The sequence below is a fragment of the Myxococcus sp. MISCRS1 genome, from assembly GCF_026626605.1.
GTDB lineage: Bacteria > Myxococcota > Myxococcia > Myxococcales > Myxococcaceae > Myxococcus > Myxococcus fulvus.
The window spans coordinates 2,119,910-2,135,510 of record NZ_JAPNKB010000001.1 but is presented as its reverse complement, the minus strand read 5'-3'; the positions used below and the strand labels follow the sequence as shown (position 1 = coordinate 2,135,510).

Below are 15,601 nucleotides of genomic sequence, written 5' to 3'. Positions count from 1 at the left end.
CGTCATGACTCGCCCCATGTCCTCCTCTTCGTTCTTTCAGACGCCGTTCGTCGTGGGTACCCGCGCGGCGGGGCTGTTGTTGTGTGGGCTCTCCGCGTGGCTCGGTGGGTGGGCCTGGCTCGGCTTCGCGGTGGGCGCGCTGAGCTTGTTGCGCGTGCCTCGGCGGGGGCTGCTCGTGGAGCTGGCGGTCGCCTCGGCGTTGTTGTGGCTGGTGATGCCCGCGTGGCCTCCGCTGGTGGCCGCCGCGTTGATGCTGCTGGTGATTCCGCTCGCGCCCGAGTCGGGGGCGCTGAGGCTCAACGGCCTGGACCGGTACTTCTACCTGCAGGATGGCCCTGGCTCGCGGATGAACTCGCACCACTTCGTGGACACGGCCACGCCGCTGGAGCGCGAGTCGCTGGAGCGCGCGGTCGCGGCGGTGTTGAGCGAGCTCCCGTTGGCGCGCTCGTTCGTGCGTGAGGCGACGCTGGGCGTGGCGAGGTTCGTCGCCCGTCGTCCCTGGGTGGAGCCTTCGCGGCTGCTGTGCTGGTCCGACGCGCCGGTGGAGGCGGAGGATTCACGCCTGCTGGATGCGCCCATGGACTTGAGGCGGCTGCCGCCGTGGCGGGTGATTCATGCGCCACGGCCCGAAGGAGGTTACCGGCTGTGCCTCACGGTGCACCACTGCGCGGTCGACGGCGAGGGTGGGTTGCTGATGCTGGACCTGCTCGTGCGTCGATACAACGAGCTGCGCGCGGGGCGGCCCCTGTCGCCGCGGCTTCCCGTGCATGGGGGACAGCGGCTGCGGGAGCTGTTGCGGCCTCGGGGCTTCGCGGGGATGTGGAGGCTGGTGCGCCGTCACTTCTCCATGGGGGACACGGACAAGGGGGCCTCCGCGGTGCTCGCCGATGACGCGGCCGCGCGGCCCACGCACACTCGGCACCACCTGCTGCGGATTCCGGCGGACACGTGGCGGCGACTCAAGGCGGTCTCCACGGCGGAGGGCGTGAGCCGCAATGACCTGCTGGTGGGCGCGGTCTTCCGGGCCGCCAGCGCGCTGCGCCGCGAGCGGGGCCAGGCGGAGCTGCGCTTCAGGACCTTCGTTCCCACGAACCTGCGGAGCGCGTTGGGGGTGCCGTCTGGTTTGGGGAATTACCTGGGGATGTTGCAGGTGGTGGCGAGCCCCGAGGACCTGCGCTCACCCGCGCTGGAGAAGACGCTCTCGGAGTCCATCCGGAAGCTGAGGGAGCCGGACGAGGCCGTGAGCTTCATGGTGAACATGGGGCTGCTGACGCTGATGCCCCCGGGGATGTTCCGGGCGGGGCTTCGGAGCAACGACGCGGACCCCTCCGCGTTCAACTACTCGCTGCTCGTGAGCACCATCCGTCAGCCCGAGGAGCTGGCGCTGCCCGAAGGCGTGGAGACGGAGCGGGTGCTGGTGCGCGGCTCGCTGACGGGGCGACCCTGCTTCGGTGTCGTCATCATCCACTCGGGAGGCGAGGTGCACGGCGTGCTCGAGTACCTCTCACCGACGGTCCGCGACGAGACGGCGCGTGAGTTCGCCGAGCGCTGGGTGGCGGAGGTGGAGCGGATGGCGGTGGGCCCTGGTGTCACGGCGGCGGTGGGCTGACATGAGCGACACGGCGTGGGCGTGGCTGTTCCCGGGGCAGGGCTCCCAGAAGGTGGGGATGGGGCGGAAGATGCTGGAGCGCTCCGTCGCGGCCCGGCGGGTGTTCGAGGAGGCCTCGGACGCCATCGGCGAGGACCTGAAGCGGCTGTGCCTGGAGGGGCCGTTCGAGCGGCTGACAGCGACCGAGAACGCGCAGCCCGCCATCGTGACGGTGAGCGTGGCGTGCCTGGCGGAGCTGGAGGAGCGGGGGCTGAGGCCCTCGGTGGTGGTGGGGCACAGCGTGGGGGAGTTCTCCGCGCTGGTGGCGGCGGGGTGCCTGCCGTTGACCGCGGCCGTTCGCGCGGTGCGCAAGCGTGGGCAGTTGATGGCGAGCGTGACGACGCCGGGCGGGATGCTGGCCGTGATGGGGCTGGACGGGGTGAGGCTGGCGGAGCTGTGTCACGACGCGGCGAGAGGGGGCGTGGTGGTGATGGCCATCCACAACAGCCCGAGGCAGTTCGTGTTGTCCGGGGACCGGAGTGTCCTGGAGCGGTTCAAGGACGTGGCCCTGTCGGCGGGGGCGACGGAGTGCGTGTTGTTGGACGTGAGCCATGCGTTCCACTCGCCGCTGATGGGGCAGGTGGAGGAGGCGTGGAAGTCCGTGGTGGCGGGCCTGCAACTCCGGATGCCTCGATGTCCCGTGCTGCTCAACACGACCGCGAAGCCGGTGAAGACGCTGGTCTGCATCCGGCGCTCGCTGCTGACCCAAATCACGGGGCCGGTGCTGTGGACGCAGTGCATGCAGGCGCTCGTCGAGCAGGGCGTGACACGCGTGCTGGAGGTGGGGGACAGCAAGGTCGTCTCGTCCCTCGCCAGGAGGACGGCGCCGACGCTCCAGACGCTGACGTTCCTGGAGCCGACCGTCCTGGCTCAGCTCGACGCCTGAGCCACGAAGGACGCCAGCGCGTCCTCGAACCGGGGTGTCGCCTCCAGGAAGGGCACATGGCCCACCCCTGGCAGCCAGGTCCCCTGTTCCGAGCGGGAGCACGCCAGCACCACCTCGCGGCTCATGGCGGGGAGCACCACCTGGTCCAGCTCTCCGTGGAGCGTGGCCACCGGTCGACGGCAGCGCTCGAGCTCCACGGAGTAGTCCTCCGCCCGGGACAGCAGCGCGCGTCGGACATTCACCGGCACGCGCTGCATGGCTCGCACGCTCGCGTCGACTCGCGATGCGTCGAGCGTGCCCGCCGCGCACGCCTCGACGAACGCCCTCGCCGAGGCCTCATAGGTGGCGCCGTCCTCCGACATCAGCCCCCGCGCGTTGGACATCATCCCCGGGCCGAACAGCGCGCGCGCCGGCTTGCCCGTCTTGAGCGACGCCGCCACGAAGAACAGGCCGCCCAGCGCGTCGTCACCATGGCGCCGCAGGTAGTCGCCGACGACGACACCGCCGTAGGACCAGGCCACGACCACGGGCCGTACCAACCCGAGCTGCTGGATGACCGCTTCGAGATCCCCAGCGAAGTGGACCCCGTCCACATAGGGGCCATCGCCCTCGGGCTTGTCGGAGTCCCCGTGCCCTCGCAGGTCGATGGCGACCAGGCGATGACGCTCCGCCAGCCGCCCCCGCAGCACCTCGTCCCAGCTCCCACGGCCCTGGGCGAGCCCGTGCACGAAGAGGATGCTCGGCGCACCCGATGCCGGGCCCGACTCATCCACCGCGAGCCGAACCCCTCCTGAACCCTCGACGAAGCGCGTGCGTACCATGTGCCTCCGGCCAGTACGCGCGGCCGCGCCTGGCGTCAATCCCTCGCGCGAGGCCGCCGGGTTTTTGTCGGCAAAGTATTCTGGGCCGGGACGGACACCGCGCGCAGCCCGGGGTGGCTCGCGAGCACCCGCTCGGTCGTCCTGGCGATGTGCTCCGTCAAGAGCGCGCACGCCCGCTCCGCGTCCCGGTCCAGCGTGGCCTTCACCAGGGCGGCGTGCTCGTCCTCCACGTTCCGTCCCGCCTTGCCATGGGCCAGGGAGAGGCGCCGGTAGCGCTCCGTCTGGTCGAACAGCATCGCGTGGAACTTCAGCAGCCAGGGCGACTGGCAGGCGCTCAGCAGCGTCGCGTGGAAGCGCGCATGCTCGAGCTCCCAGGTGTCATCCAGCACGCCGCTGCCAGACGCCGGAGCGCGGCGCTGCAGCCGATGGAGCGCCGCTGTCACCTCTCCCTCCCAGGTGATGTCCCCCTGGGCGATGGCGCCCCGCAGCGCGAGCGTCTCGATCTGCTGCCGCGTCCGCGTCAGGTCCAACAGGTCCGACCGCGAGATGGGCGCCACCCGGAAGCCACGCTGGTCCTCGATGGTGACCAGCCCCTCCGAGGCCAGTCGGCAACACGCCTCGCGCAGCGGCGTGCGCCCCACACCATAGCGCGGCGCCAGGTGCTCCAGCCGCAGCTTCTCTCCCGGCGCGAGGCCACCTTGCAGGATGTCCGCTCGCAACCGGTCCACCACGGTCGATGCGAGCGTGGGTTCCGACACGGGAACCCGGATGCGGGACGGGGCGGCCATCGATTTCCTCACGGACAGGCGACCTATACGTCACGCCGCGGATTTGACACAAGGTGTCACACTGGATGCAAAGCGCATTTTGTCGACAATCGGTTGAGCGAGGCCTTCCATCTGGCTAGCCTTGCGCTCGCACGAGGGAGACCGGCGACCATGCGGATTGCATCGATTCTGGTGAAGGGGGAGCCCGCGCTGGGTGTGCGCACGCCCCGGGGAATGCTCAACGCGACGGCGCTCGACGCGGGGGTCGGCACCTCGCTGCGAGGGCTGCTCGAGCGGGGGCCGGACGTGCTGGCGGACCTGGCCCGGCACGTCGCGAGAGCGCCGGTGCTCCCCGACGAGGAGTTCACCTATCGGCCGCTCGTCCCGGAGCCGAGCAAGTTCCTGTGCCTGGGGCTCAACTACGTCGCCCACGCGGCGGAGGCCACGTACGAGGCCCCGAAGCACCCGGTGGTCTTCTCCCGCGTGGCGTCGGGCCTGCTGGGCCACGGCGAGCCGATGGTGGTGCCCACCTGTTCGAGCCAGCTCGACTACGAGGCGGAGCTGGCGGTGGTGGTGGGGCGCCCGGGGCGGCACATCCCCAAGGAGCGCGCGCTCGAGTGGGTCGCGGGCTACACGCTCTTCAACGACGGCTCGATTCGCGACTACCAGAAGCGCACCCACCAGTGGACCGTGGGCAAGAACTTCGACGCCACCGGCCCGCTGGGGCCCGAGCTCGTCACCCCCGACGAGTTGCCCGCGGGCGCGCGGGGCCTACGCATCCAGATGCGCGTCAACGGCGAGGTCCTCCAGGACGCGAGCACGTCGGACATGATCTTCGACGTCGCCACCGTCCTCGCGGACCTCTCCGTGGCCATGACGCTCCAGCCTGGCGACGTCATCGCCATGGGCACGCCGAGCGGGGTGGGCGCCGCGCGCAACCCTTCTCGCTTCCTGCGCGAGGGTGACGTGTGTGAGGTCATCGTCGAAGGCGTGGGCGTGCTCAAGAACCCCGTCGTCCGTGCGCCGTGAGCTCGAGTCGTTGAGGACCAACCCCTGGGAGGACCCATGTCCACGCAAGCGAAGCTGCCGAGCCGTCTTCACCACACGGCCTATGTGACCAAGGACCTGGAGGCGACGCGGAGGTTCTACGAGGACCTGATTGGACTTCCACTCGTGGCGACCTGGTGCGAGTCGGACGAGCTGTTCGGCGCCATGCGCACCTACTGTCACACCTTCTTCGAGCTCGCGGACGGCAGCGCGCTCGCGTTCTTCCAGTTCGAGAAGCCCGAGGACCAGCAGCTCTTCGGGCCGGAGATTCCGTCCTCGCCGTTCCACCACATCGCGCTGAACGTCGACGTGGAGACGCAGCAGGGCATCGAGCAGCGCCTGCGCGCGGCGGGCTACAAGGAGCCGGACACGTATGTGCTCGAGCATGGCTATTGCCGCTCGCTGTACGTGAAGGACCCCAACGGGATGATCGTCGAGTTCACCCACGACAGCCCCCAGGCCATCACCCAGGACCTGCTCCAGGCGCGCCGCGCGAAGGCCCACCAGGAGCTGAAGCGCTGGCTGTCCGGGGACCGCACGTCCAACAACGTGTTCCGGTGAGCCTGCTCACGCTGTCGTTCGACAACGGGCCCGACCCCGTGGTGACGCCCCGGGTGCTCGACCTGCTGGCGTCGCACGCCATCCCCGCGTGGTTCTTCGTGCTGGGCAAGCACCTGGGGACGGACGAGGGACGCCGGCTCGTGGTCCGCGCGCGGGACGAGGGCCACCGGGTGGGCAACCACTCCTTCTCGCACGCCACTCCGCTCGGCGAGGACACCCGTCCTGACGCGGTGGAGGCGGAGATTGTCGCCACGGACGCGCTGCTCGCGCCCCTGGTCTCCACGGCGAAGTGGTTCCGTCCGTTCGGCGGCGGCGGCAAGCTGGGGCCGCACCTGCTGAGCCCTCGCGCCGTCGAGCACCTGGTCCGTCACCAGTACACGTGCGCGCTCTGGAACAGCGTGCCCGGGGACTGGTTGGATGCGAAGGGCTGGCCCGAGAAGGCGCTCGAGGACTGCGCCGCGAGACCTCACACGCTGATGGTGTTGCACGACATCCCGGAGGCCTGTCTGGACGGGCTCGACGGGTTCCTCCACCGGGCCCGGGAGCGAGGCGTGCGGTTCACCCAGGAGTGTCCCCCGGAGTGTCTGCCCATCGTCGACGGACGAATCGTGCGGGACCTCACGGGGCTCGTCGCGGGCGGCTGAGCCGTCGCGCGTGGCGTCACGAGGGCGCCGGGACGCGGGCACCTTCGAGCACGACCTTCAGTCCACACGGCTCGTTCCGGCTGAAGTCCAGGGTGAGGTGGGCGCGCTGACACAGCTCGCGGGCAATGGCGACCCCCAGCCCGCTGCCGCGTGGGTCCCGCTCCCGGGCACCGCTCGCCCGGAACAACCGCTCGCCGAGCCGCCCCAGGTCCTCGGGGGGCACGCCCGGGCCGTCATCCAACACGGTGAGGCGGAAGCGCTCCGGGGCCGGCTCCTCGAGCACGGCCACCACGTGGCCGCCCGGCGTGCCGTGGGCGATGGCGTTGTGGACCAGGTTGCTCACCGCCTGCTCCAGCATCGTCGGATGGCAGCGCGCCCACAGCTCGTGGTCCGGGCGGGCGACCTCCAGCGTGAGCTGCTTGCGGCGGGCCAGCAGCGACAGTCGGCGCGCCACGCGCTCCACCAGCATCCCCAGCGCCGCGCGAGGCTCGCCGTCCAGTGGATCCACGCCCTCGCCCAGCTGGCAGGCCAGCCGCAGGTTGTCGACCAGGGCGGTGAGATAGACGGTGTCCTCGAGGCCGCGCACCAGCAGCTCGGGCAGCTCCTCCGCGGGTGCGCTCGACGCCAGCTCCAGGGCGAGCTGCAGCGACGCGATGGGCGTCTTCAGGTCATGCGCCACGTTCGACAGGAAGCGCTCCAAGGCCTGCTGCTGTCCCAGGATGCGCGCCGCATCCGATTGGACCCGCGCCTGGGCCACGTCCAGGACGCGTGACAAGTCTCCCAGCTCGTCGCGCGCGGCGTCGTTCGTGGAGGCGTAGGCCTTTCCGCCCAGGCCGCTGGCCGCCGCGTGGAGCCGCCGGACGCGCTTGAGCAGCGGGGAGATGACGGCGAACGTGGAGGCCGCGGCCAGCAGCGCGGTGAAGGTGATGGCGGCGAGCATGAACCAGAGCGCGCCGCTCATCCGGCTGGCCACCACGGGCCACCGGTACTCCAGCACGCTGCAGGGCCCCGACGCCGCGGCGCGAATCAGGATGCTCCCGGCCCACACACCTCCCTCGAGGCGCGGGTAGTGGAGCGACATCGGCTGGGACTCGCCCGCGGCGAGCCGCTCCACGAGCGCCGGGTCCGGTCCCCCACGCTCGAGGAGCCTGTCCGCGTCGAACGCGCGCACCTGGAGCCCCTGGGGAAAGGTGTGGCTCCATCCCTGGGGCGCGGCGCGACAGGCCTCGCCATGGGCCTGCATCATGGCCTCGGAGAAGAGGCGAGCGCTGCCCTGGGCCGCCAGCTCCGCCGTCTTGTTGAACGTGACGTACGCCGCCGACAGCGTGGCGAGCAGGCCCAACAGCAGCGACGCGATGGCGGTCCTCCAGGCCAGCCCCTGCCACATCTTCAAGGCGCGTCCTCCAGGTCGAAGCGGTAGCCGATGCCCCAGGCGGTGCGCAGCCGCGCGCCGGCGGGGCCCAGCTTCTTGCGGATGCGCGCCACGTGGGAGTCCACCGTTCGCGCGTCCCGCTCCTCGTTGAGGGGCAGGGCCTGGTCGGCAATCTGCTCACGGGTGAGCGCGCGGCCGGGGCGCTCGACCAGGTACAAGAGCACGTCCAGCTCGTGGCGCGTCAACGGCACCAGCCCCTGGTCCTCCCGAGTGACGGAGCGCGCATCCAGGTCGACGCGCACGTCCGCCCACGTCAGCACCCGGCGCGCGTTCGTCTCCGGCAGCCGCAGCCGGGCGCGGATGCGCGCGAGCAGCTCCTCCATCCAGAAGGGCTTGGCCAGATAGTCCGCCGCGCCCAGTCCGAACGAGCGCAGCCGTGCCTCCAGCTCCTGCCTCGCGGACAGGACGATGATGGGGACATGGAGCCGGTGGTGCCAGGCCTCGAGCAGCGCGAAGCCGTCGGGGCCCGGCAGGTTCAGGTCCAGCACCACCAGCGCGGGAGGCTCCTTCAGCGCGGCCTCCAGCGCCAGGTAGCCGTCGGTGGCGAGCGTCACCTGGAAGCCCGCGAGCTTGAGCCCGCGGACGATGCCCGCGGCGATGGGAGGGTCGTCCTCCACGACCAGGATGGGGCCTTGCGAATCCATGGGGACGACCTCCGTGCCCGAAGCACGAGCCTAGCCGGCCAGGGCCTTGGGCATGGAGCCCTCCGCCTTCGTCACCTGGAAGGTGACGCTGCCCTGGGACGCGCCCCGGCTGTTCTCCACGACGATGGCCCCCGACGTGCCGCCGGAGGGCACCAGGAAGGTGAGCTGGGTGTCGCTCACCACCTGGTAGCGCTCGACGGCCGCGCCATCCAGCCGCACCCCCGTCGTCCCGGTGAAGTGGGCGCCCTCCACCGTCACCTGCGTGCCCATGGGACCGGAGCCCGGCGTTGCGCGGGTGAGGGTGGCGACCGCGGAGGCGTCCACCTGGAAGCTCTGCACCGAGTGCGCCGCGCCCCGCGAGGTGACGACCTGGATGGGCCCCTGCACCGCGCCGGAGGGCACCGTGGCCGTCAGCGCGGTGTCACCCTGCACGGTGAAGGACGCGGGCATGGCCGAGTCCCCGAAGCTGACCCGCTGCACGTCCGTGAAGCCGCCTCCCTGGATGCGCACCTGCGCTCCGACCTCGCCATTCGGCGGCGTGAAGCCGTCCACCCACACGACCTTGGGGACGGTGAAGGACAGGGAGGACCTCCCCGTGCCCGCGGCGTTGGTGACGCTGATGGGGCCCGTCGTGGTGTCCGCGTCGATGACGGCCACCAGCTCCGTGTCGCTGTTCACCTCGAAGGTGCGCGCCGGGGTGTCGCCGATGCAGACGCCGCTCGTCGCCGTGAAGCCCCTGCCGGTGACGGTCACCTTCGTCCCCGGGCCGCCCGTGTCCGGTGTGAAGCCGGTGACGACGGGCTTCACGTTCGTGCTCACGCTGAACGTGCTCTTCGTGGCCGCCTTGCCACCGGGCGTCGTCACGAACACGTTGCCCGTGAGCGCGCCGGACGGCACGGTGGCGGTGAGCTTCGTGTTGCCCTGCACCGTGAAGGCCGCCTGCGCCGAGGAGGCGCTGCCGAAGCGCACCTCGGTGGCGCTCCCCAGGTTCGTCCCCGTCAGGACCACCTGCGTGCCCACCGGGCCCGACGGTGGGGCGAACTGGCTGAGGGTGGGCGGCGCCACGAAGGTGAAGGCCATCGGCGAGTAGCCATCCGCCTTCGTGTTGGTGACGTGCAGGGGGCCGCTCACCGCCTTGTTGGGCACGTACGCGGTGAGCTCGGTGTCGCTCACCACCTCGAAGAGGGGGGCGGCGACGCCTCCGAAGGCCACGCCCGTCGTGCCGGTGAAGCCGGAGCCGGTGATGGTGACGGCCGTGCCCCGGCCGCCGGTGAGCGGAGAGAACGTGGTGAGGACGGGGGGCGCGACGCTGAGCACCTGGAAGTCGTCCTTCGAGGCGCCGATGCCCGCCGGCGTCTCCACGGACACGGGGCCGCTGCCCGTTCCGGAGGGCGAGGTGACGGTGACGCTCGTGTCGCCGAGCGAGACGATGGGCACCTGCACCCCGGGCGTGCCGATGTGCACCGCCGTGGCCCCCGCGAAGCCGGAGCCATGCAGGGTGATGGGGGTGCCGGGCGTGCCCTTGGTGGGCGAGAAGCTGTCGACGCTCGGCGCGGACAGGACGTTGAACGCGCTGGAGGAGACCCCCGTGCCCCGGCTGTTGGTGACGCGCAGGGGGCCGGAGGTGGTCCGGCTCCCCAGGACCGCGACGAGGTGGTGGTCATCCAGGACGGTGAAGGACGCCGCGGGCGCGCCGTTGAACGTCACGTCCGTGGTGCCGGTGAAGCCCGCGCCCGTCACGGTGACCTCGGTGCCCGGGGTGCCGGCGGTGGGCGTGAAGGCGGTGAGGGCGGGCACCTGGCTTCCCTTGACGACGAAGCCGTCCTGCGTCGCCGTGCCGCCAGGCGTCGACACGGTGATGGGGCCGCTGACGGCGCCCGGGGGCACGGTGATGATGAGCTGGTCATCCGACACGAGCGTGAAGGACGCGAGGATGTCCTCGTGGAAGTACACGCTCTTGGTGGACAGCAGGCCCGTGCCGTAGAGCTTCACGGCGTCGCCCTGCTGGCCGCTCGGGGGGCCCACGGAGCTGAGCGTCGGGGGCGCGGCCACCGTGAAGGGCGCGGCGCTCACGGCGGTGCCCTGGGCCGTCGTGAGCTGGATGGGGCCCGTGGTGGTTCCGTCCGCGACGCGGGCCACCACCTGGCGGTCGCTCCAGCAGCGGAAGTAATCGGCGGGCGTCCCGTTGAAGCTCACCTCGAGCGTGTTGGAGAGCCCCGTGCCGGTGAGCGTCACCTGGGTGCCCGAGGCGCCCTCGTCGGGGCTGAACCCGGTGAGGACGGGGGCGGACGCGGCCTTCGGCGTGGCGCCGCGCGAGGCGCCCTTGTTCGCGGGCGTGAGCTGTCCATAGAGATACACGCCGTTGTCGAACGCGACCCGCTGGAGTGACAGCGATTGCCCCTTCGAGCCCGTGTCGACGAAGCCATCCGCGTCGTCGAGCGCGTCCTGGAGCTTGGACATCACATACATGACGATGCCCATGTACACGGCGACGATGAGGGCCGCGACGACGCCGACGAGCGGCAGGGCCAGGAGCATCTCGAACTTCTGGACCGTGGGGTCGCTCGAGTCCGGGGCGTAGCTCACCTCGGGGTCCAGGATGTCGTAGTAGAGCTTCCCCACGCCATCCTTCTGCCGCACCGTCAGGGTGACGGTGCCCGTGAGCTGGACGGCCATGTGGAAGGCGGTGGCCTTCATCACCAGGGCCAGGCCCTTGTCCGTGAAGCCGAGGGTGAAGGCCTTCAGGTGGATGCTCTGCCCCTTCGCGTGGAGGGTGACGGGCTGGGTGAGCGAGAGCACCGGAGGGCTCCCCTTCACCTGGAAGTCCGACTCCGGCACCTTCATGGCCTTGGCCAGCGCGGGAATCATCTCCTGGAGCAGGAACGTGTCATCGACCAGGATGGCGAGGTTCTGCGTCGGGGACGTGGTGAAGGTGGGCGTGGAGGGGAAGGGCGTCGGCGCGGGCCAGCCCGGCGGGAGCGCGTGGTCGCTCATCATCAGGGCGATGAGGTCCGGGGCGTCGCCCGCCGTCAGGGAGAAGGTCATCGTCGTGGGCGCGCGCGGCGGGGGCTTCACCGCGCCGGTCGCCTTGCCCTGGGTGATGGCCGTCTGGAGCTGACCGAGCACCGCCGTCTCGATGAGGGCGGAGACGCCGGACTTCGGGCTCATGGTGACGGTGAAGGTGTGCTCCGGGTCGAGGAACCAGAGGGTGTTCCAGGCCTTGGCGTCGTCCTCGTCCCCCGAGTCCGCCGTCGTCACGCACGTGGCGCCGCCCTGCAGGGTGGCCACGCCCTGGTCGACCTGGTTGACGGCCTGGCCGTCGTCGAAGGTCCACACGCCCACGAGGCCTGGCTGGGGGAGGGGGAGGGTGGCGTTCATCGCTTGCTGGAGCTGCGCGGCGGTGCGCGCGAGCGTCCAGAGCCGCACGGAGGACACCTCGCCGTCCAGGCCCTGGCCGATGCACAGGCTCTGCCCGTTCGTCCGCGGCTGCGAGGACAGCGTCGCGGTGCCCTTGGACTGTCCGTCCACGTAGAAGGTGATGACCTGGGCGGCGAGGGACACGGCCACGAAGTGCCAGTGGCCATCATCCAGCGTCGCGGCGGAGCCGGGGGCGACGCAGGTCTGGCCTCCCCAGGTCACCACGGGCCTGCCGCCATTGATTCCCACCGAGAGGCCCGCGTCGGGCACGGACACCAGCGTCTGCGCCTGCGTCGCCTGGGTTCGCACCCACACCTCCACGGTCAGCGCGTTGCTGTCGAGCGTCCAGGGGGCCTTGGCCCTGGCGTCACAACCCGCCAGGCCGTTCGTGGCGAGGTAGGCTGTCGGATAGACGCACCCCATGGCGAGGCTCGCCATCCGGACGCCGACGCTCAGCGTCCCGTCGACGGCCTGCCGGGCCACGGTGCCCGTGCAGGGGACGCTGAAGACGACCGAGTCCGTCTGGCTGTCGAGCGCGACGGACAGCTGCTGGAGCCCCACCGTCACCGAGCCCTGCTGCAAGGTGACCGTCGGGTCCTGCGCGCCCGCGGCGAAATTGGCCGCCATCGTCGTCAGCAGCGAGGCATCGACGTTGACCGCGGTGTTCCACCCCTGATTGACATCCTTCATGACCATCTCCCCCTGCATGGCGCCCCAAGCGCCAATCCGAGTGGGGGCAGGATGCGGGGAGGATGTGGAGGAAGTGTGGAGCGGCCCCGGACGCGCGAGCGAGCCCGGGGCCTTCGGTCCTCCGGCCTCGGGGGACTACGGGTGCGGGTTGCTGCTCCAGCAGACGGCGTAGGCATCACGTCCGCAGAAGTTGTTCGCGTAGGCGTTGCAGTCGCCGTACGCGACGGTCTGCGTGGCCCACATCCACTCGCTGGTGCTGCGGCAGCGCCACGAACAGGTGCGGCCGCCCTGCGCCCAGCCGGCACAGTTGGCGGTCCAGGACGCGCTCACCTCGCCCGGGACGCGGTCCTTCGTCATCACGACGGAGGCCGGGTCCGGCAGCGAGGAGGCTTCGGTCGCCTCCTCCGGAGGGGCGCCGCACGCGGCGAGGAACATCGCGGAGGTCAGCGCCAGCAACAGGGGATTCGTCGGCTTCTTCATGGGAGGGATTCCGGGGGTGAGGGAAGCAGGCTCAGGGGATGCTCCAGCAGACGCTGTACGGCTCGCGGCCGCAGTCGCGCCGTGCCACGTCCTCACACTGACCCCACGCGACGTCGTTGTAGCCGTACCAGTGACGCCAGTCGTTGGCCGTGCACTTGAACGTGCAGTGCCGCGCCCCATTGGCGTACCCCTCACAGATGCCCTGCTCCGTCTCACCGAGCGTGCCCTCGGCGTCCGTCAGCTCCTCCGGCGCGCCGCCGCACGCCGCCAACATCCCTCCAAACGCCAGACCGATGATGAGTGATTTCATCTTCACGGGTGATTGTCCTTGGTGTGTGTGCCGGCGAGATGACCGGCCTCTGGAATGTATTGGGCAGGCCTGACGTCGAGCAAATACCCGTGGGGTGCTTGCTACCCATCCCTTCCTGACGGCAGGGAAGATGAACGGCATATTCCCGCCTGGGCGTATTATTGATGTCTGATGAAGGTTTTGCTGTCTTGGATGCGTTTTCTGGTTTATGGCAAAGAGAGCTCATTGCTAGGGATGCGGTCGAGCCTGGCGTGTCCCGGGTAGGCAGCGCATCTCCGTCGTCGAGCAATCAAGGGACGATCATGTTCAAGAAGACAGCAGCTCTCGCTGTGACCTGTGGTGCATTGTTGGTCGGTTGCGGCACGGAACCGAGGGCGGAGCACCAGGAGATCTTCTCCAACCTCATCGAAGCTGGCTTTCCGACCAACGACATCCGAATCGTTGACGGTGCCGTGTATGTGGGAGGTGATGCCCACGTCACGCTGGAGGCGTCGCGCGAGATGCTCCGGCCTTCCGAAGGGAGCGAGGAGCAGTACCGCACGAGCAACCTCGTTGGTATGGGCGTGACGAAGATCTGCGTCAACCCAACCGCCACCTTCAACAGTTATCCCAGACTGAGCCAGGGGTTGGACCAGGCCCTCATCAGCTTCAATGCGCGGGGTCTGCGCATCACCTTCGCGCGTGGGCCGAGCACTGGCTGCACCGCGAACATCACGGCGCAGACCACTTCGGGCGCTGGCGGCTCCGCCGGCTTTCCCTCGGGTGGCCAACCCTACGGAGTCATCAACATCGGCGTCGGTCTGAACAGTGCCAGCGCGGGCCTGAACAAGCACGTCATCATGCACGAGCTGGGGCATACGGTTGGCTTCCGCCACTCGGACTATTACAACCGCAGCATCAGCTGTGGCTCCGGTGGCAACGAGGAGGCTGGGAGCGATGGCGCCATCCACCTCCCTGGGACGCCAACCACGGCGATCGTGGGCGGGTCCGTCATGAATTCCTGTGGTGGCCCGACTGCGGGCAACGAGTGGACGGCCTCCGACATCGCCGCGCTGAATCACCTCTATGGGTACCGTCGGGTGGGCCCTGGGGCCGCGAGGATGGTGCCGGCTGGCGGATTCTCTTCGGACTACTGGGCGGATGCGTCCACGCACTTCCTGCCGGGCGACTTCAATGGCGACGGCAAGGGAGACTTCATCGCCATCCACGCCAATGGCGTGACGTATGGAAACACCTTCCTCTCGAATGGTGATGGTACCTTCCGGCGCGTGGCCTCCGGTGGGTTCTCCTCGGACTACTGGTCGGATGGGGCCACGCGCTTCCTTCCGGGCGACTTCAATGGTGACGGCAAGGGGGACTTCCTCGCCATCCACGCCAATGGCGTGACGTATGGAAACACCTTCCTCTCGAATGGTGATGGTACCTTCCGGCGCGTGGCCTCCGGTGGGTTCTCCTCGAACTACTGGTCGGATGGGGCCACGCGCTTCCTTCCGGGCGACTTCAATGGCGACGGCAAGGGGGACTTCGTCGCCATCCACGCCAACGGCGTGACGTATGGCAACACCTTCCTCTCGAACGCAGATGGCACCTTCCGACGCGTGGTGTCCGGCGGGTTCACCTCGAACTACTCGTCGGATGGGGCCACGCGCTTCCTGCCGGGCGACTTCAACGGCGACGGCAAGGTGGACTTCATCGCCATCCATGCACGCGGCGGTACCTACGCCAACACCTTCCTCGCGAACGGTGACGGCACCTTCCGGCTCGTCGTTTCCGGTGGCTTCTCCTCCGACTACTGGGCGGATGGCGCCACGCCGTTCCTTCCGGGCGACTTCAATGGTGATGGAAAGGTGGACTTCATCGCCATCCATCCGGGCGGCGTCACCCACGCCAACACGTTCCTCTCGAACGGAGATGGCACCTTCAGACGGGTGGTCTCCGGCGGGTTTTCCTCCGACTACTCGGCGGATGGTGCCACGCCGTTCCTTCCAGGTGACTTCGATGGTGACGGCAAGGTGGACTTCATCGCCATCCATCCGGCCGGTAGCTCCCACGCCAATACCTTCCTCTCCAACGGTGATGGCACCTTCACGCGCGTGTCATCCGGCGGGTTCACGGCGGACTATTGGGCGGAGTCGTCCACGCGCTTCCTGCTGGGCAACTTCAATGGTGACGGCAAGATGGATTTCATCGCCATCCACCCTCGCGTCGGCACCTACGCTGACACGTTCCTGATGTACTGACGTGACGCCGGCGA

At 69.7% G+C, this 15,601-nt stretch carries 13 protein-coding genes; 6 read left to right on the top strand and 7 right to left on the bottom strand.

What is annotated here, in order from left to right:
• The first annotated feature begins 16 nt into the window (after positions 1-16).
• Positions 17-1,609, top strand: a complete 1,593-nt coding sequence (locus OWM54_RS08075; RefSeq protein ID WP_223785256.1) for a hypothetical protein — start codon at positions 17-19, stop codon at positions 1,607-1,609.
• Between the two features lies 1 nt (position 1,610).
• Positions 1,611-2,534, top strand: a complete 924-nt coding sequence (gene fabD, locus OWM54_RS08070) for an ACP S-malonyltransferase (protein ID WP_267697113.1) — start codon at positions 1,611-1,613, stop codon at positions 2,532-2,534.
• Here fabD and OWM54_RS08065 read toward each other — a convergent pair.
• Positions 2,519-3,355, bottom strand: a complete 837-nt coding sequence (locus OWM54_RS08065; protein ID WP_267697112.1) for an alpha/beta fold hydrolase — start codon at positions 3,353-3,355, stop codon at positions 2,519-2,521. The genes fabD and OWM54_RS08065 overlap by 16 nt on opposite strands.
• Before the next feature lie 35 nt (positions 3,356-3,390).
• Complete coding sequence (locus tag OWM54_RS08060) at positions 3,391-4,143, bottom strand: GntR family transcriptional regulator (protein WP_267697111.1); 753 nt, start codon at positions 4,141-4,143, stop codon at positions 3,391-3,393.
• Between the two features lie 150 nt (positions 4,144-4,293).
• Between OWM54_RS08060 and OWM54_RS08055 the strand changes: the two genes are divergently transcribed.
• The 3 genes from OWM54_RS08055 to OWM54_RS08045 are packed head-to-tail and all read left to right on the top strand — an operon-like array spanning position 4,294 to position 6,374.
• Positions 4,294-5,151: a fumarylacetoacetate hydrolase family protein gene (locus OWM54_RS08055; protein ID WP_267697110.1), complete on the top strand. Its 858-nt coding sequence runs from the start codon at positions 4,294-4,296 to the stop codon at positions 5,149-5,151.
• A gap of 36 nt (positions 5,152-5,187) precedes the next feature.
• On the top strand, positions 5,188-5,730 hold the full coding sequence (locus OWM54_RS08050) for a VOC family protein (protein ID WP_223748868.1): 543 nt from the start codon (positions 5,188-5,190) through the stop codon (positions 5,728-5,730).
• Positions 5,727-6,374, top strand: coding sequence for a polysaccharide deacetylase family protein (locus OWM54_RS08045; protein WP_267697109.1), 648 nt, complete (start codon positions 5,727-5,729; stop codon positions 6,372-6,374). Before OWM54_RS08050 ends, OWM54_RS08045 begins: the two co-directional genes overlap by 4 nt.
• Before the next feature lie 16 nt (positions 6,375-6,390).
• Here OWM54_RS08045 and OWM54_RS08040 read toward each other — a convergent pair whose 3' ends face one another.
• From OWM54_RS08040 to OWM54_RS08020, 5 genes are all read right to left on the bottom strand, one after another.
• Positions 6,391-7,761, bottom strand: coding sequence for a sensor histidine kinase (locus tag OWM54_RS08040; protein ID WP_267701102.1), 1,371 nt, complete (start codon positions 7,759-7,761; stop codon positions 6,391-6,393).
• A 2-nt stretch (positions 7,762-7,763) separates the two neighbouring features.
• Positions 7,764-8,450: a response regulator transcription factor gene (locus tag OWM54_RS08035; protein ID WP_267697108.1), complete on the bottom strand. Its 687-nt coding sequence runs from the start codon at positions 8,448-8,450 to the stop codon at positions 7,764-7,766.
• A gap of 30 nt (positions 8,451-8,480) precedes the next feature.
• Positions 8,481-12,557, bottom strand: coding sequence for an IPT/TIG domain-containing protein (locus OWM54_RS08030; RefSeq protein ID WP_267697107.1), 4,077 nt, complete (start codon positions 12,555-12,557; stop codon positions 8,481-8,483).
• 135 nt (positions 12,558-12,692) lie between these two features.
• The gene (locus tag OWM54_RS08025; protein ID WP_223748872.1) at positions 12,693-13,037 is read right to left on the bottom strand and encodes a hypothetical protein; all 345 of its coding nucleotides are present in this window, start codon (positions 13,035-13,037) and stop codon (positions 12,693-12,695) included.
• 31 nt (positions 13,038-13,068) lie between these two features.
• Complete coding sequence (locus OWM54_RS08020; protein ID WP_370640378.1) at positions 13,069-13,353, bottom strand: hypothetical protein; 285 nt, start codon at positions 13,351-13,353, stop codon at positions 13,069-13,071.
• Positions 13,354-13,511: 158 nt separating this feature from the next.
• Between OWM54_RS08020 and OWM54_RS43215 the strand changes: the two genes are divergently transcribed.
• Positions 13,512-15,587 carry a M57 family metalloprotease gene (locus OWM54_RS43215; protein ID WP_324289053.1) on the top strand — a complete coding sequence of 692 codons (2,076 nt, stop codon included), beginning with the start codon at positions 13,512-13,514 and terminating at the stop codon, positions 15,585-15,587.
• Positions 15,588-15,601 lie beyond the last annotated feature (14 nt).